General features: G+C 51.0%; 21 protein-coding genes, 1 tRNA gene and 4 pseudogenes. 22 read left to right on the top strand and 4 right to left on the bottom strand.

Going from position 1 to position 24,761, the window contains the following annotated elements:
- Window positions 1-147 precede the first annotated feature (147 nt).
- The gene (gene pepD, locus ACLD4K_RS04735; protein WP_001292977.1) at window positions 148-1,605 is read right to left on the bottom strand and encodes a cytosol nonspecific dipeptidase; all 1,458 of its coding nucleotides are present in this window, start codon (window positions 1,603-1,605) and stop codon (window positions 148-150) included.
- Between the two features lie 248 nt (window positions 1,606-1,853).
- Between pepD and gpt the strand changes: the two genes are divergently transcribed.
- From gpt to crl, 3 genes are all read left to right on the top strand, one after another.
- Complete coding sequence (gene gpt, locus ACLD4K_RS04730; protein WP_001292018.1) at window positions 1,854-2,312, top strand: xanthine phosphoribosyltransferase; 459 nt, start codon at window positions 1,854-1,856, stop codon at window positions 2,310-2,312.
- A gap of 88 nt (window positions 2,313-2,400) precedes the next feature.
- Entirely contained in the window at window positions 2,401-3,645 is a 1,245-nt protein-coding gene (gene frsA / locus ACLD4K_RS04725) for an esterase FrsA (RefSeq protein ID WP_000189586.1), read from the top strand.
- Between the two features lie 57 nt (window positions 3,646-3,702).
- On the top strand, window positions 3,703-4,104 hold the full coding sequence (crl, locus tag ACLD4K_RS04720; RefSeq protein ID WP_000174693.1) for a sigma factor-binding protein Crl: 402 nt from the start codon (window positions 3,703-3,705) through the stop codon (window positions 4,102-4,104).
- 50 nt (window positions 4,105-4,154) lie between these two features.
- On the opposite strand, the gene phoE is transcribed toward crl, so the two are convergent.
- Window positions 4,155-5,207, bottom strand: a complete 1,053-nt coding sequence (gene phoE, locus ACLD4K_RS04715) for a phosphoporin PhoE (protein ID WP_411011461.1) — start codon at window positions 5,205-5,207, stop codon at window positions 4,155-4,157.
- Between the two features lie 282 nt (window positions 5,208-5,489).
- Here phoE and proB point away from each other — a divergent pair, with 282 nt between their 5' ends.
- The 4 genes and pseudogenes from proB to ACLD4K_RS04695 all read left to right on the top strand — a co-directional run.
- The gene (gene proB, locus ACLD4K_RS04710) at window positions 5,490-6,593 is read left to right on the top strand and encodes a glutamate 5-kinase (protein ID WP_001285275.1); all 1,104 of its coding nucleotides are present in this window, start codon (window positions 5,490-5,492) and stop codon (window positions 6,591-6,593) included.
- 11 nt (window positions 6,594-6,604) lie between these two features.
- Window positions 6,605-7,855: a glutamate-5-semialdehyde dehydrogenase gene (proA, locus tag ACLD4K_RS04705; protein ID WP_411011460.1), complete on the top strand. Its 1,251-nt coding sequence runs from the start codon at window positions 6,605-6,607 to the stop codon at window positions 7,853-7,855.
- 115 nt (window positions 7,856-7,970) lie between these two features.
- A tRNA-Thr gene (locus tag ACLD4K_RS04700) sits at window positions 7,971-8,046 on the top strand.
- A 165-nt stretch (window positions 8,047-8,211) separates the two neighbouring features.
- Window positions 8,212-8,382, top strand: a pseudogene (locus tag ACLD4K_RS04695) (Arm DNA-binding domain-containing protein); the annotation flags it as partial.
- Between the two features lie 24 nt (window positions 8,383-8,406).
- Here ACLD4K_RS04695 and ACLD4K_RS04690 read toward each other — a convergent pair.
- The gene (locus ACLD4K_RS04690) at window positions 8,407-8,631 is read right to left on the bottom strand and encodes an ogr/Delta-like zinc finger family protein (RefSeq protein ID WP_411011459.1); all 225 of its coding nucleotides are present in this window, start codon (window positions 8,629-8,631) and stop codon (window positions 8,407-8,409) included.
- A gap of 478 nt (window positions 8,632-9,109) precedes the next feature.
- On the opposite strand from ACLD4K_RS04690, the gene ACLD4K_RS04685 reads away from it, so the two are divergent.
- From ACLD4K_RS04685 to foxA, 14 genes and pseudogenes are all read left to right on the top strand, one after another.
- Entirely contained in the window at window positions 9,110-9,355 is a 246-nt protein-coding gene (locus ACLD4K_RS04685) for a type II toxin-antitoxin system Phd/YefM family antitoxin (protein WP_052932205.1), read from the top strand.
- The gene (locus tag ACLD4K_RS04680; protein ID WP_023218457.1) at window positions 9,355-9,615 is read left to right on the top strand and encodes a Txe/YoeB family addiction module toxin; all 261 of its coding nucleotides are present in this window, start codon (window positions 9,355-9,357) and stop codon (window positions 9,613-9,615) included. Before ACLD4K_RS04685 ends, ACLD4K_RS04680 begins: the two co-directional genes overlap by 1 nt.
- Before the next feature lie 374 nt (window positions 9,616-9,989).
- A pseudogene (gene golS / locus ACLD4K_RS04675) lies at window positions 9,990-10,244 on the top strand (Au(I) sensor transcriptional regulator GolS); the annotation flags it as partial.
- Window positions 10,234-10,353: pseudogene (gene golB / locus ACLD4K_RS04670) on the top strand (gold resistance metallochaperone GolB); the annotation flags it as partial. The pseudogenes golS and golB, both read left to right, overlap by 11 nt.
- 291 nt (window positions 10,354-10,644) lie before the next feature.
- Complete coding sequence (locus tag ACLD4K_RS04665; RefSeq protein WP_000288504.1) at window positions 10,645-11,898, top strand: MFS transporter; 1,254 nt, start codon at window positions 10,645-10,647, stop codon at window positions 11,896-11,898.
- A 188-nt stretch (window positions 11,899-12,086) separates the two neighbouring features.
- A complete protein-coding gene (locus ACLD4K_RS04660) occupies window positions 12,087-14,045 on the top strand; it encodes a site-specific DNA-methyltransferase (RefSeq protein WP_411011458.1) in 1,959 nt (652 codons plus the stop codon).
- Window positions 14,046-14,054: 9 nt separating this feature from the next.
- A complete protein-coding gene (locus ACLD4K_RS04655; RefSeq protein ID WP_411011470.1) occupies window positions 14,055-17,027 on the top strand; it encodes a type III restriction-modification system endonuclease in 2,973 nt (990 codons plus the stop codon).
- 277 nt (window positions 17,028-17,304) lie between these two features.
- A complete protein-coding gene (ssaA, locus tag ACLD4K_RS04650; RefSeq protein ID WP_000934834.1) occupies window positions 17,305-17,406 on the top strand; it encodes a small effector SsaA in 102 nt (33 codons plus the stop codon).
- A 116-nt stretch (window positions 17,407-17,522) separates the two neighbouring features.
- On the top strand, window positions 17,523-18,926 hold the full coding sequence (locus ACLD4K_RS04645; protein ID WP_000393711.1) for a cytochrome ubiquinol oxidase subunit I: 1,404 nt from the start codon (window positions 17,523-17,525) through the stop codon (window positions 18,924-18,926).
- Window positions 18,923-19,933: a cytochrome d ubiquinol oxidase subunit II gene (gene cydB, locus ACLD4K_RS04640; protein WP_183058706.1), complete on the top strand. Its 1,011-nt coding sequence runs from the start codon at window positions 18,923-18,925 to the stop codon at window positions 19,931-19,933. The genes ACLD4K_RS04645 and cydB overlap by 4 nt, the downstream gene beginning before the upstream one ends.
- A complete protein-coding gene (locus ACLD4K_RS04635) occupies window positions 19,879-20,064 on the top strand; it encodes a DUF2474 domain-containing protein (RefSeq protein ID WP_305954967.1) in 186 nt (61 codons plus the stop codon). The genes cydB and ACLD4K_RS04635 overlap by 55 nt, the downstream gene beginning before the upstream one ends.
- Window positions 19,983-20,175, top strand: a pseudogene (locus ACLD4K_RS04630) (hypothetical protein). The gene ACLD4K_RS04635 and the pseudogene ACLD4K_RS04630 overlap by 82 nt, the downstream one beginning before the upstream one ends.
- Before the next feature lie 95 nt (window positions 20,176-20,270).
- Complete coding sequence (gene foxR / locus ACLD4K_RS04625; protein ID WP_411011457.1) at window positions 20,271-21,275, top strand: ferrioxamine uptake transcriptional regulator FoxR; 1,005 nt, start codon at window positions 20,271-20,273, stop codon at window positions 21,273-21,275.
- 145 nt (window positions 21,276-21,420) lie between these two features.
- Complete coding sequence (foxA, locus tag ACLD4K_RS04620) at window positions 21,421-23,529, top strand: ferrioxamine B receptor FoxA (protein ID WP_411011456.1); 2,109 nt, start codon at window positions 21,421-21,423, stop codon at window positions 23,527-23,529.
- A gap of 40 nt (window positions 23,530-23,569) precedes the next feature.
- On the opposite strand, the gene ACLD4K_RS04615 is transcribed toward foxA, so the two are convergent.
- Window positions 23,570-24,202 carry a LysE family transporter gene (locus tag ACLD4K_RS04615; protein ID WP_411011455.1) on the bottom strand — a complete coding sequence of 211 codons (633 nt, stop codon included), beginning with the start codon at window positions 24,200-24,202 and terminating at the stop codon, window positions 23,570-23,572.
- 231 nt (window positions 24,203-24,433) lie between these two features.
- On the opposite strand from ACLD4K_RS04615, the gene yahO reads away from it, so the two are divergent.
- On the top strand, window positions 24,434-24,709 hold the full coding sequence (gene yahO / locus ACLD4K_RS04610; protein WP_023246115.1) for a DUF1471 family periplasmic protein YahO: 276 nt from the start codon (window positions 24,434-24,436) through the stop codon (window positions 24,707-24,709).
- Window positions 24,710-24,761 lie beyond the last annotated feature (52 nt).

The raw sequence follows: 24,761 nt of genomic DNA, 5'->3' as shown, positions 1-24,761 counted from the left end.
TACCGGCGCTGTTATAGGGCTGTCCGGCTATTCGCGTGTAGCCGCAGCGCTATTCAGCGCATCCAGGAGAGCTTATCTGGCAATGGATACCCGATATTCCATATTGATAGCCCGCTCCAGAAATGGGACGGGCATTTTAGCGCTTTCTTACTTCGCAGGAATCGCTTTCAGCAATTCGGTCAGCAGAGTCCAGTAGTGGCCGACGCTTTCGATATGTACCTGCTCATCCGGAGAGTGAGGTCCGGTAATGGTAGGCCCAATAGAAACCATGTCCATATCCGGATAGGGTTTCTTAAACAGACCGCATTCCAGGCCGGCGTGGATAATCTGGATGTTCGGTGTCTTGTTGAACAGACGCTGATAGGTTTCCCGCACCAGGTGCATGACCGGCGAGTTCGCATCGGGCTGCCAGCCAGGATAGCTGCCTTTTGCTTCGGTTTTCGCGCCAGCCAGCTTGCCCAGCGAATCCAGCATACTCACCACATAATCTTTACCGCTGTCGATAAGAGAGCGAATCAGGCAGTGAATTTCGACATTCGCATCAGACATTGTGACCACGCCAACGTTCAGCGATGTTTCCACTACGCCTTTCGCCACGTCTGAATTGCGGATCACGCCGTTCGGCGTTGCGTTCAGCAGGCGCACAAAGGTATCGCGTGACGGCGCGGTCAATGCGGCTTTATCACTGGCAACCTCATTGAGTTGCAGCGTCAGGTTTTTCTCTTTTTCCGCCAGTTCGTTTTTCAGAATATCCTGGTAAGCGTTCACTAATGTTTTCAGCGCGCCTACGTTGTCTGCGGCAACGGCGAGGGTAGCGAACGCTTCGCGCGGAATCGCGTTACGCAGCGTGCCGCCGTTGAAATCGATCAGACGCAGATCCAGTTCTTCTGCGTGCCCGGCCAGAAAACGCGCCAGCAATTTGTTGGCATTGCCAAGGCCGAGGTGAATTTCACCACCGGAGTGGCCGCCTTTCAGGCCTTTCAGGGTTAGCTTAAAGCATGCAAATCCTGCGGGTACAGCTTCACGGGTCAACGGCAGATTAGAGGTAAAATCGATGCCGCCTGCGCAGCCCATATAGATCTCACCTTCTTCTTCAGAGTCGGTGTTGATCAGGATGTCGGCCTGCAACCAGCCGGACTGGAGGCCGAACGCGCCATCCATGCCGGCTTCTTCGGTCATGGTCAGCAGCACTTCCAGCGGGCCGTGGACGACATTATCGTCAGCCAGTACCGCTAACGCAGAAGCCATTCCAATACCATTGTCGGCGCCGAGCGTAGTACCGCGCGCTTTAACCCATTCGCCATCAATATAAGGCTGGATAGGATCTGTAGTGAAGTCGTGAACGGTGTCGCTATTTTTTTGCGGCACCATATCCAGATGCGCCTGTAAAACGACCGGCTTGCGATTTTCCATACCTGCAGTGGCGGGCTTACGGATCAGAATATTACCGACCTGGTCGCGATCCACGTAAAGGCCTTTCTCTTTGGCCCAACTCACAATATGTTCCGCGAGTTGCTCTTCGTGATAGGACGGGTGAGGAATAGAACAGATTTTGGCAAAAATATCCCACAAAGGTTGTGGTGATAACTGAGACAGTTCAGACACGATAAGTCTCCTTGGCGGTGGTCTGAAAAACGTTCTTACAGGCCACAGGGTTAGCGGAATTGATAACTCTTACGAGATGCGACTGAGAATACCACTTTCTCCGCCTGCGGGTAGTATAAAGCATACAAAAAGAGGCGTGGATTCCGCTAAACACTGGTTTTTAGCGCGTCAGGTCTCTATAATCTCGCGCAACTATTTCCCCCTCGAACACTTTTTAAGCCGTAGATAAACAGGCTGGGACACTTCACATGAGCGAAAAATACGTCGTCACCTGGGACATGTTGCAGATTCACGCACGCAAACTGGCGAGCCGCCTCATGCCTTCAGAACAATGGAAAGGCATTATTGCCGTAAGTCGTGGCGGCCTTGTACCGGGCGCACTACTGGCGCGTGAATTGGGCATTCGTCATGTCGATACCGTATGCATCTCCAGCTACGATCACGATAACCAGCGCGAACTGAAAGTGCTGAAACGTGCAGAAGGCGACGGCGAAGGCTTTATCGTCATCGACGATCTGGTCGATACCGGCGGCACCGCCGTCGCGATTCGCGAAATGTACCCTAAAGCGCATTTCGTCACGATTTTCGCTAAACCGGCGGGCCGTCCGCTGGTTGATGATTATGTTATTGATATTCCTCAGAACACCTGGATTGAACAGCCCTGGGATATGGGTGTGGTATTTGTACCGCCGATTTCAGGTCGTTAATCAGCAGCTTTTCAGAGCGCCCGGCAATGCCGGGCGCTGTTTTATTGGTTACAATAAGCCTCTATGAGTATCCAAGGAGGCTGCACGAATGACACAGGCTAACCTCAGCGAAACCCTGTTCAAACCCCGCTTTAAACATACTGAAACGTCTACCCTTGTCCGTCGGTTCAATCGTGGGTCGCAGCCGCCCATGCAATCCGCGCTGGACGGTAAGAACGTCCCGCATTGGTATCGCATGATAAACCGCCTGATGTGGATTTGGCGCGGCGTTGACCCACGAGAAATTCTTGATGTGCAGGCGCGCATTGTGATGAGCGACGCAGAGCGAACGGATGATGATTTATACGATACGGTCATCGGTTACCGCGGCGGCAACTGGATTTATGAGTGGGCAAAGCAGGCGATGGACTGGCAGCAGAAAGCCTGTCAGGAACAGGACGCCATGCGCAGCGGACGCTACTGGCTTCATGCCTCAACGCTCTATAACATTGCCGCCTACCCGCATTTGAAGGGCGATGAGCTGGCGGAGCAGGCGCAGGCGCTGGCGAATCGCGCCTATGAAGAGGCCGCGCAGCGGTTGCCAGGCTCGTTACGTGAAATGGAATTTGCCGTTCCTGGCGGTTCGCCTGTCACCGCGTTTTTACATATGCCGAAAGGGGATGGCCCGTTTCCGACGGTGCTCATGTGCGGCGGCCTGGACGCCATGCAAACCGACTATTACACCCTGTATGAACGCTATTTCGCGCCGCGCGGTATCGCGATGTTAACGCTTGATATGCCTTCGGTTGGATTTTCATCAAAGTGGAAATTAACCCAGGATTCCAGCTTGCTCCACCAGCATGTGTTAAAAGCGCTTCCTAATGTCCCCTGGGTGGATCATACCCGTGTTGCGGCGTTTGGTTTCCGTTTTGGCGCCAACGTTGCGGTGCGTCTGGCCTATCTGGAAGCGCCGCGTTTGAAAGCGGTGGCTTGCCTGGGGCCGGTGGTCCATGCGCTACTTAGCGATCCGCAACGACAGAGCACGGTGCCGGAGATGTATCTGGATGTGCTGGCCAGCCGTCTGGGTATGCATGATGCTTCGGATGAGGCGCTGCGTGTGGAGCTCAATCGCTATTCGTTGAAAGTACAGGGGCTACTGGGCAGACGTTGTCCTACGCCAATGCTTTCCGGCTTCTGGAAAAACGATCCTTTCAGCCCGGAAGAAGAGTCTCGCTTAATTACAACATCATCTTCAGACGGTAAGCTGATAGAGATCCCTTTTAACCCGGTGTACCGCAATTTTGACCACGCGCTGCAAGAAATTACCGACTGGATCAATCATAGATTGTGTTAATAGATTGATAAATTCTATTGATTTGGTAAAACAGTTGCTTCATTAAAGGAGATCGCAATGACGTTACCGAGTGGACACCCGAAAAGTAGATTGATCAAGAAATTTACCGCGCTTGGCCCCTATATCCGGGAAGGGCAGTGCGAAGACAATCGTTTTTTTTTCGATTGCCTGGCAGTTTGCGTCAACGTGAAGCCCGCGCCAGAGAAGCGTGAATTTTGGGGCTGGTGGATGGAGCTGGAAGCACAAGAGAAACGCTTCACTTATCGTTATCAGTTTGGTTTGTTTGATAAAGAGGGCAACTGGACCGCAGTGCCGATTAACGAAACCGAAGTGGTGGAGCGACTGGAATACACGCTACGCGAGTTTCATGAAAAGCTACGCGACCTGCTGATTTCTATGGAGCTGGCGCTGGAGCCGTCTGACGATTTCAACGACGAGCCGGTAAAACTGTCGGCATAACCCTGCTGCCATGCCTGATGGTGCAGCGCCATCAGGCACAATGCGACTTATCAGAACTGGTAGGTCAACCCTATTGCCACAATATCATCGTCATTAATGCCTAACGTGTTATCGCTATCAAGCTGATTGATTTTGTAATCTACAAACGCGGACATATTTTTGTTGAAGTAATAGGTTGCGCCAACGTCAATGTAATTCACCAAATCCTCACTGCCGACGCCCTCAATATCTTTGCCTTTTGACAGCACATAGCCTAATGACGGACGCAGACCAAAATCAAACTGATACTGGATAACTGCTTCGAAATTTTGGGTTTTATTGGCAAATCCGCCGGAAACTGGCGCCATGTTGCGGGTTTCTGAATAGAAGGTCGCAATATAAATATCATTCGCGTCATACTTTACACCCGTAGCCCATGCTTCGGCTTTATCGCCCGTACCGCGGCGCTGCAGATTTTGCTCCCTGGTGCGATCGGAGAGAGTATAAGCGCCGCTGACGGCAAAATCACTGCCGCCGAAATCATAGCTCACGGATGTGCCGAAGCCGTCGCCGTTTTGCTTTTTCACATCGCGATCTTCGTTTTTCCCCTGATACTGTAAGGTAAGATCCAGTCCATCAACGATGCCGAAGAAATCGGTATTGCGGTAAGTCGCCAGCCCGCTGGCGCGTTTAGTCATAAAATTATCGGTCTGAGCGGAAGAGTCGCCGCCGAATTCGGGAAACATATCCGTCCAGGCCTCAACATCGTACAGCGCGCCCAGGTTACGTCCATAGTCAAAAGAACCGATAGCTTTTAATTTCAGGCCAGCAAAGGCCAGGCGGGTTTTTTGCCGGGACGAATCACTTTCGGCTTTATTACCGGCAAACTCAGCTTCCCAGCGCCCGTAGCCGGTCAATTGATCGTTAATTTGCGTTTCGCCTTTAAAACCAAAACGAACGTAGCTTTGATCGCCATCTTTGCTGTCATAATCGCTCATATAGTGCATGGCTTTAACTTTTCCATACACATCAAGCTTATTACCGTTTTTATTGTAAACCTCGGCGGCGTGAACAGATGCTGATGCGATGATACTCACCACTATTGCCAGAGTGCTCTTATTCATTTCCATTCCTGTTTTAATTACGCGCTATGATTTGTCGGGAAACCCGGTAAAAAACAGGAAGGTTTTTAACGTTCGGTAATGAAAGATTTATGACAAAGTGAGAATTTTTTTAAAAAAATATGTTTAATTGTTGCAGTAATAAAATGGTCAAATTCTGCCGCTACGCTTGCTGATCCTGCGCAACAAAATTTCACGCTACGCGTACAGGTTGTTGGCAACCGGAGCCAGTCCTGCTAAAACGTTCATTTGGTCTTTATTTCTTATTTTGAACGGCAGAGAATCATGAGTGACAGCCAGACGCTGGTCGTAAAACTCGGCACCAGCGTGCTAACAGGCGGATCGCGCCGCCTGAACCGTGCCCATATCGTAGAACTTGTCCGCCAGTGCGCGCAGCTACACGCCGCGGGACATCGTATTGTTATTGTTACCTCTGGCGCGATTGCCGCCGGACGTGAACATCTCGGCTACCCGGAACTGCCGGCAACAATTGCCTCTAAACAGCTTCTGGCGGCGGTAGGGCAAAGCCGTCTGATTCAACTGTGGGAGCAGTTGTTTTCAATTTACGGTATCCATATCGGGCAGATGCTGTTGACGCGTGCGGATATGGAAGACAGAGAGCGCTTTCTGAACGCCCGCGATACGCTACGTGCATTACTGGATAACCATATTGTGCCGGTTATCAATGAAAATGATGCCGTTGCGACAGCGGAAATTAAAGTGGGCGATAACGATAACCTCTCCGCGCTGGCGGCGATCCTGGCAGGCGCGGATAAACTGCTGCTGCTGACCGATCAGCAAGGATTATTTACCGCCGATCCGCGTAGCAATCCGCAGGCGGAGCTTATCAAAGATGTGTATGGCGTTGACGATGCGCTGCGCTCTATCGCGGGAGACAGCGTTTCCGGACTGGGGACCGGTGGTATGAGCACTAAGCTTCAGGCGGCAGACGTGGCCTGTCGCGCGGGTATTGATACGATTATTGCCTCAGGCAGTAAACCGGGCGTGATCGGCGATGTGATGGAGGGGATTTCCGTCGGCACCCGTTTTCATGCGCAAGCCTCGCCGCTGGAGAACCGCAAACGTTGGATCTTCGGCGCGCCGCCGGCAGGCGAAATTACGGTTGATGAAGGCGCGACCGCGGCAATGCTGGAACGTGGCAGTTCACTTCTGCCAAAAGGCATCAAAAGCGTGACGGGCAATTTCTCGCGGGGGGAGGTCATCAGAATTTGTAACCTGCAAGGGCGTGATATCGCTCATGGCGTCAGTCGTTATAACAGTGATGCTCTGCGGCGGATAGCCGGTCACCACTCTCAACAAATCGATGCGATTCTGGGCTATGAATATGGCCCGGTCGCTGTTCATCGTGATGACATGATTACTCGATAAGGAACAGGCATATGCTGGAACAAATGGGCATTGCTGCTAAAGCGGCGTCGTATAAGCTGGCGCTGCTCTCCAGCTGCGAAAAAAATCGCGTGCTGGAAAAAATAGCCGATGAACTGGAAGCGCAAATGGAAAGTATCCTCAGCGCGAACGTACAAGATGTTGAGCAGGCGCGAGCCAACGGCCTGAGCGAAGCGATGCTGGACCGCCTGGCGCTGACCCCTGCGCGTCTGAAAGCGATTGCTGACGATGTGCGCCAGGTCTGTAATCTCGCCGACCCCGTCGGGCAGGTGATCGACGGCGGTCTGCTGGACAGCGGGCTACGTCTGGAGCGCCGCCGCGTGCCGTTGGGCGTGGTTGGCGTTATCTATGAGGCGCGTCCGAATGTTACCGTTGATGTGGCTTCTTTGTGTCTGAAAACCGGTAATGCGGTGATTCTACGCGGTGGGAAAGAGACGCATCGCACGAATGCCGCAACCGTTCGTGTCATTCAGAAGGCACTGAAAGCTTGCGGTTTACCGGAAGCGGCGGTTCAGGCGATTGATAATCCGGATCGTTCGCTGGTCAATGAAATGCTGCGTATGGATAAGTACATCGATATGCTGATCCCGCGCGGCGGCGCAGGCTTGCATAAACTGTGCCGCGAGCAATCCACCATTCCGGTGATTACCGGCGGGATTGGCGTGTGCCATATTTTTGTTGATAGCAGCGCAGACATCGCCCCGGCGTTGAAGATTATTGTCAACGCCAAAACCCAGCGCCCGAGCACCTGTAACACGGTGGAAACCTTGCTGGTGCATCAGGACATCGCAGAACGCTTTTTTCCTGCGCTGAGCAAGCAGATGGCGGAGAGCGGCGTGACGTTGCATGGGGATGAAACCGTCATGCAGGTACTGCATGGCCCTGCCAAGCTGGTGCCGCTGAAACCGGAAGAGCTGGATAACGAGTTTCTGTCTCTGAATCTGAACGTTGTGGTGGTCGAAAATATGGATGGCGCTATCGGCCACATTCGCGAACATGGCACTCAGCACTCCGATGCGATTTTGACGTGTGATATGCATAATGCTGCGCGTTTCGTGAACGAAGTGGATTCCGCTGCGGTTTATGTCAACGCCTCTACCCGTTTTACCGACGGCGGGCAGTTTGGGCTTGGCGCAGAAGTGGCGGTCAGCACGCAGAAATTACATGCCCGCGGTCCGATGGGGCTTGAAGCGCTTACCACCTATAAGTGGATAGGCTTTGGCGATGGTACGATTCGTGCGTAATTAATGTCGAGCGGTGCAAAAATAGCCGGTTGAGTAGCAAGGCTATTGACGCACCGCCCGGTTAGTTTTAACCTTCTACCCCGTGATTCACTCACATGAACACACCCTTCTCAGGGCCGATATAGCTCAGTTGGTAGAGCAGCGCATTCGTAATGCGAAGGTCGTAGGTTCGACTCCTATTATCGGCACCATTTCAACGTCTTTTCCGTCTATTAAAATCCAATAAACCCGCATATATTCTAGCTTTGAGCGCTCTCGATAGTGTTTTAACGTCTATCAATGTCTCCTGAAATCTACATCTTTTTGGGGGTATATTCGGGGGTATGTGCTGTGTGGGCTGCTGGAGATACCCCCAAATGAAACTGAATGCCCGCCAGGTCGGTACGGCCAAACCGAAAGAGAAACCCTATAAGCTGGCCGATGGTGGCGGGCTTTATCTGCTTGTTAATCCCAATGGTTCCCGGTACTGGCGTTTAAAGTACCGGGTAGCCGGAAAAGAAAAGCTACTGGCGCTGGGGGTATATCCGAAGCAATTCTTTTATCATTGCTTTTTATTTCGGTGTGATCATATCAATCATTGTTTTTACTGCTTTATCCCCGGTCAGCGCGCTGGGGCTTAGCGTATGGGAGAACGTCATATTCACAACAAAGGTGTGTCCGCACTCCACGTTATTACATGCACAATAAACATCAGAAAGGTGAGGGTGTTTACGGACGGTCTTTTTTATCACTGAATTACTTTCACATTCAGGGCAAATAATTTTAGGGCTGCGCATAATAATCATCATTCGACAAAGAAACATTATTATATCATTGTCTATGCCGAATTTAGAAAGTAAAGAGATATAAATTACCTTTTATATCATTATATTACGTGGCTTTATTCTTTTTTCTGCTTTTCTCTTATGGTCACGTAATTTAATTTTTTATTTTAATTTTCATATGATTATGTTGTTTTTATTGAAGGTTGAATTTTACGACGACTGTAATTATTGAAATCCTTTGCAATTGATTGCATTTTTTTCAGTCTCAAATTTCATGTAAAACCCCGTCTAATGCCTGTTCTGGCGCTTCCTTCCTGAATTTTCGAAACTGAAAAAATTCTCACCACGTAAACGCCGCGGGCGTGCGGGTGAGCGCGGTTTTCGTCCCGCTGCCGTTTATGCCGTAACAAGTAAGTAACACACAACCACATGTACAACTAGTTGTACGTGTGACATACTTACACCGTAAGAACTTTGGCGGAGCAAACAAATGCAACATGTAAACTATACCGATGCTCGACAGCATTTAGCTGACCTGATGCAACAGGCTAATGATGATCGCGCGCCTATCCTGGTTACGCGTAAAGGTGCTAAAAGCGTGGTAATGATCGACGCGGAAGAATTTGCCTCGATTCAGGAAACGCTACACCTGTTCAGTAACCCGGCGAACGCCGCACACATTGAAGCCAGCCTTGCATCGCTCGAACGCGGCGATTATGAGGAACTGGACATTTAATGAAAGTCAGGATATCTCCGCAGGCAAAAAGCGATCTTCAATACTGGGCCGAGACTGACCCAAAGACGCATAACAAGGTAATGGAGTTAATCAAATCGGCTAAGGAAAGCCCCTTCAAGGGGATAGGGAAGCCGGAGGCGCTAAAGCACCGTAAGCCCCTCTGGTCACGTCGCATCACGAAAGAACATCGCCTGGTATATTACGTTGAGCAAGGCGATCTGTACATTGTTGCGTGTCGTTATCACTACACCACGATCTAGCGGCTTTTCCCTGGTTGGCGGGGTTATCTTAACTTTGCCAGCTTAGATCAACCGCCCGTTACTCTCCCCAAGTGCAGTATAAAAAAATCAATCAATCATTATGGGCGTAAAAGTGCATGAGGGTATAATTGGGGGTATGTTATATAGCCATTATGTAATAAATTAATAATAAACATAGCGTTACATTGTATATTTGGCTCTTATTACCGACTACCCACTTACATTTTACTTGTGTCATCTCTGACAAAATAATGCATCCAATATCCTGCTAAATTGACAGGCGTTTTTGAGCAAGAAGCGGAAGTTCACTAAACCCTGAAATCATCAGGAATGGGCGCAGGTCCATAGATTTCAATGCTCGCTTCCAGGGGCATCGAACGGATTCCGGCTATCGGGCCTATACCCAGGCTGATGTTAATCAATTGCATTTTATACGCCGCGCGCGCGACCTCGGCTTTTCAGTTGCTGAAATCAGCGGCTTACTGAATCTTTGGAATAACCAGCCGCGACAAAGCGCAGACGCTAAACGCCTGGTGCAGACGCATATTGATGAACTGGACAGACGTATCCAGAACATGCAGCACATGGCGCAAACCCTCAAAGCGCTGATTCACTGCTGCGCTGGCGACGGTGAGAACCGACCCGGCGACGCGTCTGGTTGACGTTGAAACGTCGCTATCCGGGGAGCAAATTGCCGCCGCCCTGCAAAAGGCCGGTTTCCCGCCGCGCGAGAGGTAATCGTCAATGGCGATCGGTCTGGCGACAGGCCGGTCGCGATACGCTAGCCGCGCTTCGCTTTTCTTTGTATGAGATAATCCCCATAAAAACTGTGACAAATCATGTGCCAGTAAGCTTTGTTAATAATATGTAATGATTTGTCTATTTTTGCTAACATTTTACCTGCTATATACAAAAAGATAACAAATAAGTAGCGCAACGCTACCTTGTTACGTCGCTTTGACGACGGGAGCGCTCCGGCGTTTCGCCGCTTCAAAGCTTGATGTTATTTTTTGATGCAGGACACTACCTATGTACACCCCCCTGAACTGGACGACGACACAACGACATGTGGCGTTTGCCAGCTTTACCAGTTGGATGCTGGATGCGTTTGATTTCTTTATCCTTGTCTTTGTACTTAGCGATCTCGCCGAATGGTTTCACGCTTCCGTATCGGACGTTTCCATTGCGATTATGCTGACCCTGGCGGTACGTCCCATTGGCGCGCTGCTATTTGGCCGAATGGCGGAAAAGTACGGACGTCGACCGATACTGATGCTCAATATTCTGTTCTTTACGGTGTTTGAACTGCTTTCCGCCTGGTCGCCCACCTTCATGGCATTTCTGATTTTTCGGGTCATGTACGGCGTGGCGATGGGCGGGATATGGGGCGTTGCGTCATCACTGGCGATGGAAACCATTCCCGATCGTTCGCGTGGCCTGATGTCGGGCATTTTTCAGGCGGGCTATCCCTGCGGCTATCTGTTCGCCTCGGTTATTTTTGGCCTCTTCTACAGTATGGTAGGCTGGCGCGGCATGTTCCTGATTGGCGCCCTGCCTGTTGTCTTGCTGCCTTATATCTGGTTTAAAGTGCCGGAATCCCCCGTCTGGCTGGCGGCCAGAGCGCGTAAAGAGAATACCGCGCTGCTTCCTGTTCTGCGCAAACAGTGGAAGTTGTGTCTGTATCTGGTGCTGGTCATGGCGTTCTTTAACTTTTTCAGTCACGGCACGCAGGATCTCTATCCTACCTTCCTGAAGATGCAGCATGGTTTTGATCCGCATCTGATTAGTATCATTGCGATTTTTTATAACATTGCCGCCATGCTCGGCGGTATTTTCTACGGTACGCTATCGGAACGTATTGGGCGTAAAAAAGCGATCATGATCGCCGCCTTTCTTGCGCTTCCGGTACTCCCGCTATGGGCATTTTCCAGCGGATCATTCACGATTGGCCTGGGCGCGTTCCTGATGCAGTTTATGGTGCAGGGCGCCTGGGGAGTCGTGCCGACCTGGCTGAACGAGCTGGTTCCGGCGAATGCGCGCGCCGTGCTGCCAGGGTTTGTTTACCAACTGGGTAATTTACTGGCGTCGGTTAATGCGACGTTACAGGCCCGCATCGCGGAAACGCATGGTGGCAATTACGGGTTGGCAATGGCGATCGTGGCTGGCGCGGTGGCTATTTTAATCTGTGTATTTGTGGCATTTGGTCGCGAGACCCGGGGAGTCGTCATCTCCGGTACAGATAGCGACGCCCTCCCGGAGTCGGCCGTCGGTCATCGCACGTAAACACTACGCTCCTGGCGCATACTGTCGCCGGGAGCACGCCTTCCTCCCGTAGTTTTCACGCCCTTTCAACGAACAACAAAGGTTAATGATGGCATCTGCCGTTCGTGACCATTACAATCATCGCTTACTTTTTTCTTTATAAGAAATTGATTGTTGCACCTTAAAATTATCAACGGAGCGAAGATATCATGTTGAAAGATAACCAAAAACACAACGAGTCTGTTGCCCCGAATAGCGCCTTTCTGTCTGAGTTACAACGTGCATTACCGGAATTTTTTATCGCCGATCGCTATAACGAGCAGGGCGAACTGATCGCGAAAGGCGGGTTTGATCTCGCCAAATTTGAGCGCGCGCTGAAAGCGCGTAATATTGATGAGCTGGCTAGCGGTTATCAGATTGATTTTATTGGCAAAGATTACGCAAAAAAACAGGCGGGTGAAAAATCCGTTACCGTTATCGTTCCTGACGTGGAACACAATACTCTGGCAGAAAACAAAAACAGCCATAATCTTTTTCTGACCGGGGATAATCTGGATGTTTTACGCCATCTGCAAAATAATTACGCCGATACCGTCGATATGATCTATATCGATCCCCCTTATAACACCGGATCGGACGGGTTTGTCTATCCCGATCATTTTGAATATAGCGATCGGGCGTTGCAGGATATGTTTGGTCTTAATGATACTGAACTGGCACGTTTAAAATCTATTCAGGGTAAATCGACGCACTCCGCATGGTTATCTTTCATGTATCCGCGTCTTTTCCTGGCCAGGAAGCTCCTGAAAGATACCGGATTTATTTTTATCTCTATCGACGATAATGAGTACGCCAATCTTAAATTAATGATGGATGAGATTTTTGGCGAAGGCGGATTTGTCACCAATGTGATGTGGAAGCGCAAAAAAGAGATTTCTAACGACTCTGATAACGTTTCCATCCAGGGGGAATACATTCTTGTTTACGCCAAAACCGGTCAGGGCGCTTTACGTTTAGAACCGCTTTCTAAAGAGTATATTCAGAAATCCTATAAAGAACCGACCGAACAGTTTCCAGAAGGGAAATGGCGGCCGGTGCCGTTAACGGTGTCAAAGGGGCTGAGCGGCGGCGGCTATACCTATAAAATTACCACGCCGAACGGTACGGTACACGAAAGACTATGGGCTTATCCTGAAGCCAGTTACCAAAAGCTGGTGGCCGATAATCTGGTCTATTTTGGCAAAGATAACGGCGGTATTCCCCAGCGAGTCATGTACGCGCACCACAGTAAAGGGCAGCCAACGACTAATTACTGGGATAACGTAGCGTCGAATAAAGAGGGGAAAAAGGAGATTCTGGATCTCTTCGGCGACAACGTTTTTGATACGCCGAAACCGACTGCATTATTGAAGAAAATCATCAAGCTCGCTATCGATAAAGACGGCGTCGTTCTGGACTTTTTTGCCGGTTCCGGCACCACGGCCCATGCGGTAATGGCGCTGAATGAAGAAGATGGGGGGCAGCGCACGTTTATTCTGTGTACTATCGATCAGGCATTAAGCAATAACACTATCGCGAAAAAAGCAGGTTATAACACTATTGATGAAATCAGCCGCGAGCGAATTACACGCGTTGCGGCGAAGATCCGCGCCAACAATCCCGCGACCAATAGCGACCTCGGTTTTAAACATTATCGTTTTGCCACTCCGACACAGCAGATGCTGGACGATCTGGATAGCTTCGATATTGCTACCGGCCATTTTATCAATACCAGCGGTCAACTGGCCGCTTTCACCGAGTCAGGATTTACCGACATGATCAATCCTTTTTCCGCCAGAGGATTGGGCGTGCCGGGCGGCGCAAGCGGCGAAGAGACCTTATTAACGACATGGCTGGTCGCCGATGGTTATAAAATGGATATTGACGTACAGGCCATTGATTTTTCCGGCTATTGCGCCAGGTATGTTGATAATACGCGCCTGTATCTGATTGATGAACGATGGGGAACCGAGCAGACCCGCGATCTTCTCAACCACATTGGTACGCACCAGCTTCCGGTTCAGACTATTGTCATTTACGGCTACTCTTTCGACCTTGAATCCATTCGTGAACTGGACATCGGCTTAAAACAGCTTGATCAAAAAGTGAACCTGGTGAAGCGTTATTAAGAGGGGATGATGATGAATATTTTACTGGAAGAACTTCCCCATCAGGAACAGGCGTTAGCGGCGATTCTGGCGAGTTTCACCGGTATCGATCACGCGCAGGCCGATCATAATCACTATGCTAATCCGCTGATTAAGGAACGTTACGACGATAAGGCCAATATTGACGTTAAAATGGAGACCGGGACGGGTAAAACCTATGTCTATACCCGGTTGATGTATGAACTGCATCAGAACTACGGCCTCTTCAAATTTGTGCTGGTGGTGCCGACGCCAGCCATTAAAGAAGGTGCGCGGAACTTTATTACCAGCGATTACGCCAGACAGCATTTTTCACAGTTCTACGAAAATACGCGGATGGAACTTTGCACCATCAACGCCGGTGATTTTAAAGTAAAGTCGGGGCGTAAAAATTTTCCGGCCCAGTTATTAAGTTTTACTGATGCCAGCCGTCGTGATAGCCATACGATTCAGGTTTTGCTGATCAATGCGCAAATGCTCAATTCCGCCAGTATGACGCGAGACGATTACGATCAAACGCTACTGGGCGGGTTGACGTCGCCTGTTAAAGGGCTGCAAATGACGCGACCGGTGGTCATTATTGATGAACCGCATCGTTTTGCGCGAGATAACAAATTTTATCGAGCGATTCAGGCCATTCAGCCGCAAATGATCGTCCGCTTTGGCGCTACCTTCCCGGATATTGTCGAAGGTAAGGGTAAAAATAAATGTGTACGTAAAGATTACTATCGCCGACAACCGCAGTTTGATCTCAACGCGGTGGACAGTTTTAACGATGGTTTGGTGAAAGGTATTGATATTTATTACCCGAATCTCCACGAAGAACAGGCCAACAATCGTTATATCGTTGACAGCGTCACGGCAAAGAAATTAATCCTCCGACGGGGGAGCAAAATTGCCGAGGTTGGCGTGGGCGAAAATCTCGCCGATGTCGATGCAGGATTTGAAGGCAGTATCGAATATGCCGGCAGTAAAATGTTGTCGAACGATCTGGAGCTGGAGGCAGGGATGGCGCTGGTGCCAGGAACCTTTGGCGCGAGCTACCAGGAACTGATTATTCAGGACGCCATTGATAAGCATTTTGACACCGAGCAGGCAAATTTTTTACGCAGCAATGAGCCAGAAAATAATGCCCCGCGTATTAAGACCTTAAGCCTTTTCTTTATTGACAGTATTAAAAGCTATCGTGATGACGAAGGCTGGTTGAAACTGAAGTTTGAGTGTTTACTGAAAAAGAAACTGACGCAACTGATTGACGATTATCAGCGCAAGACTCTGCCGCGAGAAGTGGAGTATCTGTCATTTCTGCAGGCCACGCTCGCCAGCCTGCACTCGGATAACCAAAACGTCCACGCTGGTTACTTTGGCGAAGACCGGGGAAGCGGCGATGAGGCGATCCAGGCTGAAGTAGATGATATTCTGAAAAATAAAGAGAAGTTGCTCAGTTTTTCAGACCATCACGGCAACTGGGAAACGCGCCGCTTTCTGTTTTCAAAATGGACGCTTCGTGAAGGCTGGGATAACCCGAATGTTTTTGTCATTGCTAAATTACGTTCTTCCGGTAGCGAGTCGAGCAAAATTCAGGAAGTGGGGCGCGGCCTGCGGCTACCGGTAGATGAAAACGGCCATCGCGTTCATCAGGAAGAGTGGCCGTCCCGGCTGTCGTTTCTGATTGGTTATGATGAAAAAACGTTTGCCAGTATGCTGGTTGATGAGATTAATCGCGACAGCAAAGTTCAGCTTAACGAGCAGAAACTGGATGAGGCGATGATCACACTCATCGTCACCGAGCGACAAAAAGTCGATCCTGCGTTTACGGAGCTTCGTTTGCTGGAAGATCTGGATGATAAAAAACTGATCAACCGGAGTAATGAGTTTAAACCCAGCGTCACGCTTAACGGGGAAACCAAAAGTGGTTTTGCGTGGCTACTGGAGTTCTACCCTGAGCTGACGCAGGCGCGGGTGCGAGCGGATCGCATTCGTGACAATAAGCCCGCCTCCCGATTGCGAGTCAGGTTACGCAAAGAGAATTGGGAACAACTTAGCAGTATCTGGGAGCAGTTTTCCCGCCGTTATATGCTGCAATTCGAGCGTAGCGGCGCTTCTCTGGAACAGATTGCCGCCGAGGTACTGCGCGATCCGGCGCTGTATATACGCCAGAAGCCAAGCCAGGTGCAACAACGGCTGGTATCGAATGAAGATAATGGCCGTTTTGAAGTGGCACAGCGGGAAGGCGAATTAGCCGCCAGCGAATTTATGGCGGGCATGAAATATGGCCATTTTCTTAAGCAACTGGCGTTACGCACCAGTCTGCCGGTTAACTTCCTGCATCCGGTGTTAATGGCGATGCTGCGTGATGTTTTGCACGGAGATTCACACTATTTAAGCGAGATCTCGTTGGACAATATGACCCGCGCATTACAGGCGCGGATTAATGCGCATTTTGCGCAGCGCCACGATTATCTGCCTCTCGATTTTCAGGCTTCAACGTCGGTATTTGATTCCACGGCACGGCAGTTCAGAGAGGAGATTAGCGCTGAAATTGTCGGGAAAAATGTGGATGAGAATGCGATAGACGATCCCCGTTCTCTCTATCAAATACCGCCGTTGCGTTATGACAGCGTCGATCCAGAATTGCCGCTATTAAAATACGATTATCCGCAACAGGTTTCTGTGTTTGGCAAACTGCCTAAGCGGGCCATTCAGATCCCCAAATATACGGGGGGCTCTACTACGCCGGATTTTGTGTACCGTATTGAGCGTCAGGACGCCGACAGCGTTTATTTACTGGTTGAAACTAAAGCAGAAAATATGCGCGTAGGCGATCAGGTTATTCTTGATGCGCAACGTAAATTCTTCGATATGCTGCGTCGGCAAAATATCAATGTCGAGTTTGCGGAAGCGACCAGCGCGCCGGCGGTATTTTCTACGATCAATGGCTTGATTGAGGGGAAGGCAAACTAACGGGTTTGAATGGACCTTAACGGTTATCTTTTTGATAGACCATATAAAATGGCCGCCGCGCAGCGAGCGTTGCGGTCATTCTCCCTGCGCTAATCCCCCCGTCCCGTAAACCGCGTTGACTTGAAGGTTATCGTTTTACGTCTATTCTTAACTTTCAGCTAAGCGTATTTTGCTGAAATTGCAAATAGTCTTGAGGACGCTGTTTTTTTGTTTTGCCGTTATTTTTATAACGGCCGGGTAGATATTGCCAATTGAATGTAACTAAGGGAGACATGTTATGCTAAATAGATACTACCGTTTCGCTGTCGAAAAAGACGACCCCTCCGAAGCGCCAGAGTCGGGCGATAAGCCTGACAGCCAGCCGCAAAAAAAATCGTAATTTATCTGGATATTCCCCGACGTTTTTACGTTTGGGGAAAATAACCGTTTCGTTTCAACCTGGTTGCGAACAGTGAATATTTTACACGAAGTGACTATATATAAACGGGAGGGAACATGGAGTTTGATGCCTTCTTTTTAGCGAGACTCCAGTTTGCCTTTACCGTCTCTTTTCATATTATTTTCCCCGCGATTACGATTGGCTTAGCCAGTTACCTGGTGGTACTGGAAGGTTTATGGCTAAAAACGCGTAATCCTGTCTGGCGCTCGCTCTATCAGTTCTGGCTCAAAATTTTTGCCGTCAACTTCGGGATGGGCGTGGTCTCCGGTCTGGTCATGGCTTACCAGTTCGGAACGAACTGGAGCGGTTTCTCCCAGTTCGCCGGCAGTATCACCGGGCCTTTATTAACCTATGAAGTGCTCACCGCATTCTTCCTGGAAGCGGGATTCTTAGGCGTGATGCTTTTTGGCTGGAACAAAGTCGGACCGGGCCTGCATTTCTTATCTACCTGTATGGTGGCGTTGGGCACGTTAATGTCGACGTTCTGGATTCTGGCGTCTAACAGCTGGATGCATACCCCGCAGGGATTTGAAATTCATAACGGTCAGGTGGTCCCGGTGGACTGGTTCGCGGTGATTTTCAACCCGTCGTTCCCGTATCGCCTGTTGCATATGTCCGTTGCGGCGTTTTTAAGTAGCGCGATGTTTGTCGGCGCGTCCGCTGCCTGGCATTTACTGAAAGGTAACGATACGCCGGCTATCCGCCGTATGTTCTCGATGGCGTTATGGATGGCGGTCGTGGTGGCGCCCGTTCAGGCATTGATTGGCGATATGCATGGCCTTAACACCCTGAAGCATCAGCCGGTCAAAATTGCCGCGATTGAGGGGCACTGGGAAAATACGCCCGGCGAGCCAACGCCGCTTACGCTGGTAGGCTGGCCGGATATGGAGGCGGAACGGACGCGCTATGCGCTTGAGATCCCGGCGTTGGGCAGTCTGATCCTGACGCATAGCCTGGACAAACAGGTGCCTGCGCTAAAAGATTATCCCAAAGAGGATCGCCCCAACTCTACCGTGGTGTTCTGGTCTTTCCGTCTGATGGTGGGCATGGGCGTACTGATGATCTTCCTGGGGCTGGCCAGCCTGTGGCTACGCTACCGACGCCGACTGTATCATTCGCGGCCCTTTATGCACTTTGCGCTGTGGATGGGGCCGTCCGGGCTTATCGCCATCCTTGCCGGATGGGTGACGACTGAAGTAGGACGTCAGCCGTGGGTGGTCTATGGCCTGCTGCGAACGCGTGATGCGGTTTCCGCGCACAGCACCTTGCAGATGAGCATCAGTTTGCTGGCCTTCTTTGTGGTCTATTCCCTGGTCTTTGGGGTTGGCTATATTTATATGATTCGCCTTATCCAGAAAGGGCCGCAGCCGGCGGAGACACCGACCGCTGAAACCGATGGCAGACCCGCGCGTCCTATCTCTGCCGTGGGAGAATCGCTTGAGCAGGAGAAACGCGAATGACCATCGATCTTCCGGTTATCTGGTTTGCTATTATCGTGTTCGCCACGCTGATGTATATCGTGATGGATGGTTTCGATCTGGGCGTCGGTATCCTGTTTCCGTTTATTCGCGATAAACACGATCGCGATGTTATGGTGAACTCGGTCGCGCCGGTATGGGACGGGAACGAAACCTGGCTGGTGCTGGGCGGGGCCGGGCTTTTTGGCGCGTTCCCGTTGGCTTATGCCGTCATCACCGACGCGCTGACTATCCCGCTGGTGGTTATGCTGCTTGGTCTTATCTTTCGCGGCGTCGCTTTTGAATTCCGTTTTAAAGCCACCGAGTCGCATCGCGCGTTCTGGGATAAATCCTTTATCGTCGGGTCAATCCTGGCGACCTTTGCCCAGGGGGTTGTGGTGGGCGCGGTGGTGAGCGGTTTTCAGGTGGAAGGGCGAACCTTTAGCGGTTCGCAGCTTGACTGGCTGACGCCGTTTAACCTGTTCTGCGGCGTCGGTCTGGTCGTCACCTATGCGCTGCTGGGCGCTACCTGGCTGATTATGAAAAGCGAAGATCCGCTGCATAGCCGGATGTGCGCGCTGTCGCGCCCGTTGTTGATCGTCTTGTTGTTGGTGATGGGAGGCGTCAGCATGTGGACGCCGCTCACTCACGACGACATCGCCGAGCGCTGGTTCACGCTGCCCAATTTATATTACTTCCTGCCGGTGCCTGTGCTGGTGTTGGCTTTTAGCGTCTGGCTATGGCGCAGCGTGAAAAAACCAGAATCCCATGCGCGTCCATTTATTCTCACGCTAGGGCTGATTTTTCTGGGGTTCAGCGGGTTAGGCATCAGTATTTGGCCGAATATTATTCCACCGGATATTTCGCTGTATGCCGCCGCCGCGCCGCCGCAAAGTCAAAGCTTCATGCTGGTTGGGGCGCTGATAATCATCCCGATTATTCTGGCTTATACCTTCTGGAGCTACTACGTCTTCCGTGGAAAAGTGCGACATGGAGAGGGATATCACTGATGGTTAAAGTGAAAAAATGGTCGCGGCGAGTCGTATGGATGGTCGCGATATGGTGCGCCAGCGTGCTTCTGCTGGCGGGCGTCGGAATGTTGTTCAGACTGCTCATGACCTCCGCAGGATTTCGCTCCTGACTGATACCCCCCGGACGCGCTTTCGTCTTTGGCGAAAGCGCGTTTTTATCGACAGATCGGTGTTTATCGATCACGGTTGCTCGCCTTATCCCTCCCCTCAATGGCGGTTGATAACTATTCTCATCTTTATTGTCGTTCCCATGCCGCAGTGGTATGGTTACACAGTGGCTAACGCTCTGGTATAACGCAGATAAACGGTATTGATAATGTCTCCGATCTCCTGTCACTCTTCCGCCGCCCCGGCGATGAAAAAGATCTTTTCCGTCAGCGACTTCATCGCGTTTGGCGAGCGTTATGGCATTGATTACCGCTTCCCTGCGTTACCGCAGTATACGCAGAGTAGTCCCGTACTTCATGGCGATATCGAAGAGATAGCGCTTCCCGGCGGGATTTGCATTACACGCTCGGATGTTCACGTGTTACAACCTTATGAAACCACCTCTCGCCATAGCAGTCCGCTGTATATGCTGGTGGTGCTGGAAGGTAACGTCGCGCTGGCTGTCAATGAGCAGACCTTTTTGTTGAGCGCGGGGATGGCGTTTTGCTCGCAACTGAGTGAGCAGCAGACGATACGCGCCCATCACGGCGCAGACAGTAAATTGCGCACCTTATCGCTGGGAATGTACCCGGACGGCGGATGGCGGGAGCGTTTGCCTGTCTCGCTGGCAGACGAGTGGGAACATAGCGCGGCCTCGGCGAGGGTCTGGCAGGTGCCGGAGTTTCTGCTTTCGGGGCTACGTTATGCGCAGCAGCCCGGACCTCATGCGGCGTCACGCCAGTTAATGCTGGAAGGCATCATGCTGCAGTTACTGGGCTATGCGCTAAATCTATGTCAGCCCGCAACGCAAAAACGCGGACTTCCCGTCACCGGTGAATATCAGCGGCTGGAGCTCATTCGGCGTTTACTGGAGCAGACGCCGGAAAAAGCCTACACGCTGAACGAACTGGCGCGTCGGGCGGCAATGAGCCCAAGTAGCCTGCGGTGCAAGTTTCGCCATGCCTATGGGTGTACCGTGTTTGATTATCTGCGCGATTGCCGCCTGGCGCGCGCGCGTCGTTATCTGATGGAGGGATACAGCGTGCAGCAGGCCGCCTGGATGTCAGGCTATCAACATGCCACAAACTTTGCGACGGCATTTCGTCGGCGTTATGGCTGCTCGCCCGGCGAGCTGCGTGACGCGTCTCTGACGGCGTCCCGACACTGTGCGTAACGCGCCCCGCCAGAACGGTAATATCCGCTGCTAACCCGGTTTTCTGCCGCTTTGGGTGGTTTTTTATCATTGCGCATAGGCAATCTGGCGTTACGCATAGTGGTCCGCTATCTCTAAAAGGTAATAATTCTTATTTACAATAAAGATGTCTTTGGAGATGTTCATGTTTGCGACAACGCGTATGGCGCTATTGATAGGCGGAGCTATCGGCGGCGCGACTTTTCCTCTTTTTGCCCAGGAAACCACAAAAAATGATACCGTTATTGTCACCTCGCCCGTGCAGAGTGGCGCGACCAAGCTGGCGACGCCAGATATTGAAACGCCGCAGTCGGTATCCATTATTACCCGCCAGCAGTTTGAAGAGCAGGGCGCAACCAGCGTGCGTCAGGCGGTCAGCTACACCCCAGGCGTATACAGTAATCAGATAGGCGCGTCTAACCGCTTTGATTACATCGTATTGCGTGGTTTTTCGGACGGTAGTCTGGATAACGTCTATCTCGACGGGTTAAAAATGATGGGCGACACCAATTCGCACAGTTCGTTGGTGGTTGACCCCTGGTTTCTGGAAGATATCGAGGTGGTACGCGGCCCGGCATCCGTTCTGTATGGACGTTCATCGCCAGGCGGCATTGTCGCGCTGACGTCGCGAAAACCAGCGTTTGATGCCGGGGGAGAGGTGAAGCTGTTTGCCGGCAATCACAACCAGCGCGGGGCGGCTTTTGATGTGACCGGCCCACTGGATGACAATGAACGTGTGGCGGCGCGTCTTAGCGGCATGACACGTTACGCCGATTCGCAGTTTACCCCCTTGAAAGAGGAACGTTATGCGCTGATGCCGAGCCTGACCTGGCGAATTACCGATCGGACGCGTCTTGAGCTTATGGCCTATCTGCACCGTGATCCGCAAGGCGGTAGCCACTCCGGACTGCCTTATCAAGGCACGGTTGTACCTTATAACGGCGGAAAAATTTCTAACACTTTCTTTGAAGGTGAAGATGACTACGACAAATACGATCGCCGTGAAAATATGGTGGGTTATAACATTGAGCATCTGTTCGATAGCGGCTGGTCGGTACGGCAAAAATTACGTTATTTGCATACCAAAGTGACGTTGAATCAGGTCTATGCCGCAGGTTGGTTGAATGAAACGGCGCTGAATCGCGGCTATTCCGGCTCCGGGGAGAAAATGTCGGCTATCGCGCTGGATAATCAGCTCGACGGCAGCGTGGATACCGGGGCGATTAATCATCGTCTGCTGGTGGGGATCGATTATCAGGATCGCAGTAATCATACTACTGGCTATTATGGCGCGTTTCCGCCGATTGACGCTTTCAACCCCGTTTATGGCGCTCAGCCGGATTATATTACGTTGTATAGCCGTGAAAAACATAAGCTGCGGCAGACTGGATACTATTTACAGGATCAGATGTCATGGGATCGCTGGCGCTTTACGTTGGGCGGTCGTTACGATCGGGTCAGCGTGTCTAACATCGACAAACTTCATGATTCACGCAGCGATCTCGATAAAAACAACGTCAGCACCCGTGCCGCGTTGCTTTATCTGTTCGACAATGGCGTCGCCCCCTATCTCAGTTATTCTACCGCGTTTACGCCGACCAGCTTCGCCGACGAAAACGGCAATGTGCTGGAACCGATGAAAGGCAAGCAGTGGGAGGCGGGGGTAAAATACGAACCGCCGGGGGGGAACAGCCAGTTTAGCGCCGCCGTGTATCGTATTAATCAGACCAATATCGCGACCAAAGAAGAACCTACCGATCCGTACCGCTCGATTGGTGAAATTGAGTCTAAAGGGGTGGAACTGGAGGCCATTAGCCATTTGTCGGATAGCGTCCGTTTGCAGGCGGCGTATACCTATACTGATATCCGTTATAAGAAAAGTAGCCCGCAAGAACAGGGTAAGCGCGCGGTTTATGCTCCACGGAACCAGGCCAGCGCCTGGCTAAGCTACGATGTGAAAAGCGGTCTGTTAGAGGGGCTGACTTTGGGCTCCGGCATCCGGTACGTCAACGGCGTGACCAGCGATCGCCTGAATACCCACACCTTGCCGTCCTATACACTGGTCGATATGGTGGTAGGGTATGATTTATCCAGCATTGGGTTAAATGGCTTGAGCGCCCAGCTCAACGTAAATAACCTGACGGACAAACGCTATGTCGCTGCCTGTAATTCGCTCTCTTATTGTTATTTTGGCGCCGAGCGTAGCATTGTAGGCAGCGTTTCATGGGCGTTTTGATAACGCTTATCGTCCGGTAGCAAAGGCTACCGGGCAAACATTAGCGATGCGTCACGCCTTCATAGAGAAGTCTGAGCGCAAACATCCCGATAATGGCGCCGATAACACGACTGGCAATGCGCTGTATTCGGCCATAAGCGCGGCGGACTGCGGGGAGCGAAAAGGCCTGGCTGAGAAAAATACGCCAGATAACGGATGACAGCACAATTCCGGCCCAGGCCATTAACCTTGCCCATGTGGGCGTTTCTGCGCTAAGCGTTACGGAAAAAATACTGACAAAAAACAGTACGGTTTGCGGATTGGATAAATCGGTCATTAATCCCCGGCGAAAGAAAATTGTCCACGGGGCGGCAATCGGCGTCTGGAGCGTGCTCATTTGCGGCGTCGCCTGGTGGCGAATACTGTTCCAGGCGAACCATAATAAATAGGCGCCGCCGACAATTTTGATAAGAGAAAATACCGCTTCGCATTGCGTAATGAGCGTCGCCAGACCGAAAAGCCCCAGCCCGGAATAAAAGGCGTCTCCCGTGGCGACGCCCAGGCCGGTGATGACTCCCGCCCGGCGTCCTGATGCGAGGCTGGTTTGTACCACCACAAACAGATTCGCGCCGGGATTAAAAAAGGTTAACACAAACAGACTGACGGTAAGCACAACGGCATGAAACGGCTCCATAGACAACTCTTCCCATAGCCTCAAGAAATAACGTTCATCTTATTAATAGTCAAACCAGATGATTGCGAGAGAGATCACAAAGCAGGGGCGTTTTAATCCGCGTTGTTACGCGGACAGAGCGGGGGCTGACTGGATTTTTTCAGCAATCTACACTACTTATTTAATCAGTCCGAACGGCCTTTTTGTTCTGATAAAGCGATGATGGCGTAATAATAAAACGAGGGTTTTGCTATGAAAACTGGCTACAAGGTTATGCTTGGCGCATTAGCGTTTGTCGTGACAAACGTTTATGCCGCAGAAATGATGAAAAAAACGGACTTTGATAAAGTCGCCTCGGAATACACGAAAATTGGCACGATTTCCACCACCGGGGAAATGTCGCCGCTGGATGCCAGAGAAGATTTAATCAAAAAGGCGGATGAAAAAGGGGCGGATGTGGTGGTGCTGACGTCCGGGCAGACAGAAAATAAAATTCATGGTACGGCTGATATTTATAAAAAGAAATAAAAGCGTTGCATCATAATAAAATACCCGTCTGGGTTTCCGGCGGGTATTTTTA

Origin of the sequence: Salmonella sp. 741265055_HSA, assembly GCF_046569525.1 — a bacterium.
In the GTDB taxonomy this organism is placed as follows: Bacteria; Pseudomonadota; Gammaproteobacteria; order Enterobacterales; family Enterobacteriaceae; genus Salmonella; species Salmonella enterica.
The sequence above is the reverse complement of the archived record's forward strand: the minus strand, read 5'-3'. Positions and strand labels throughout refer to the sequence as shown.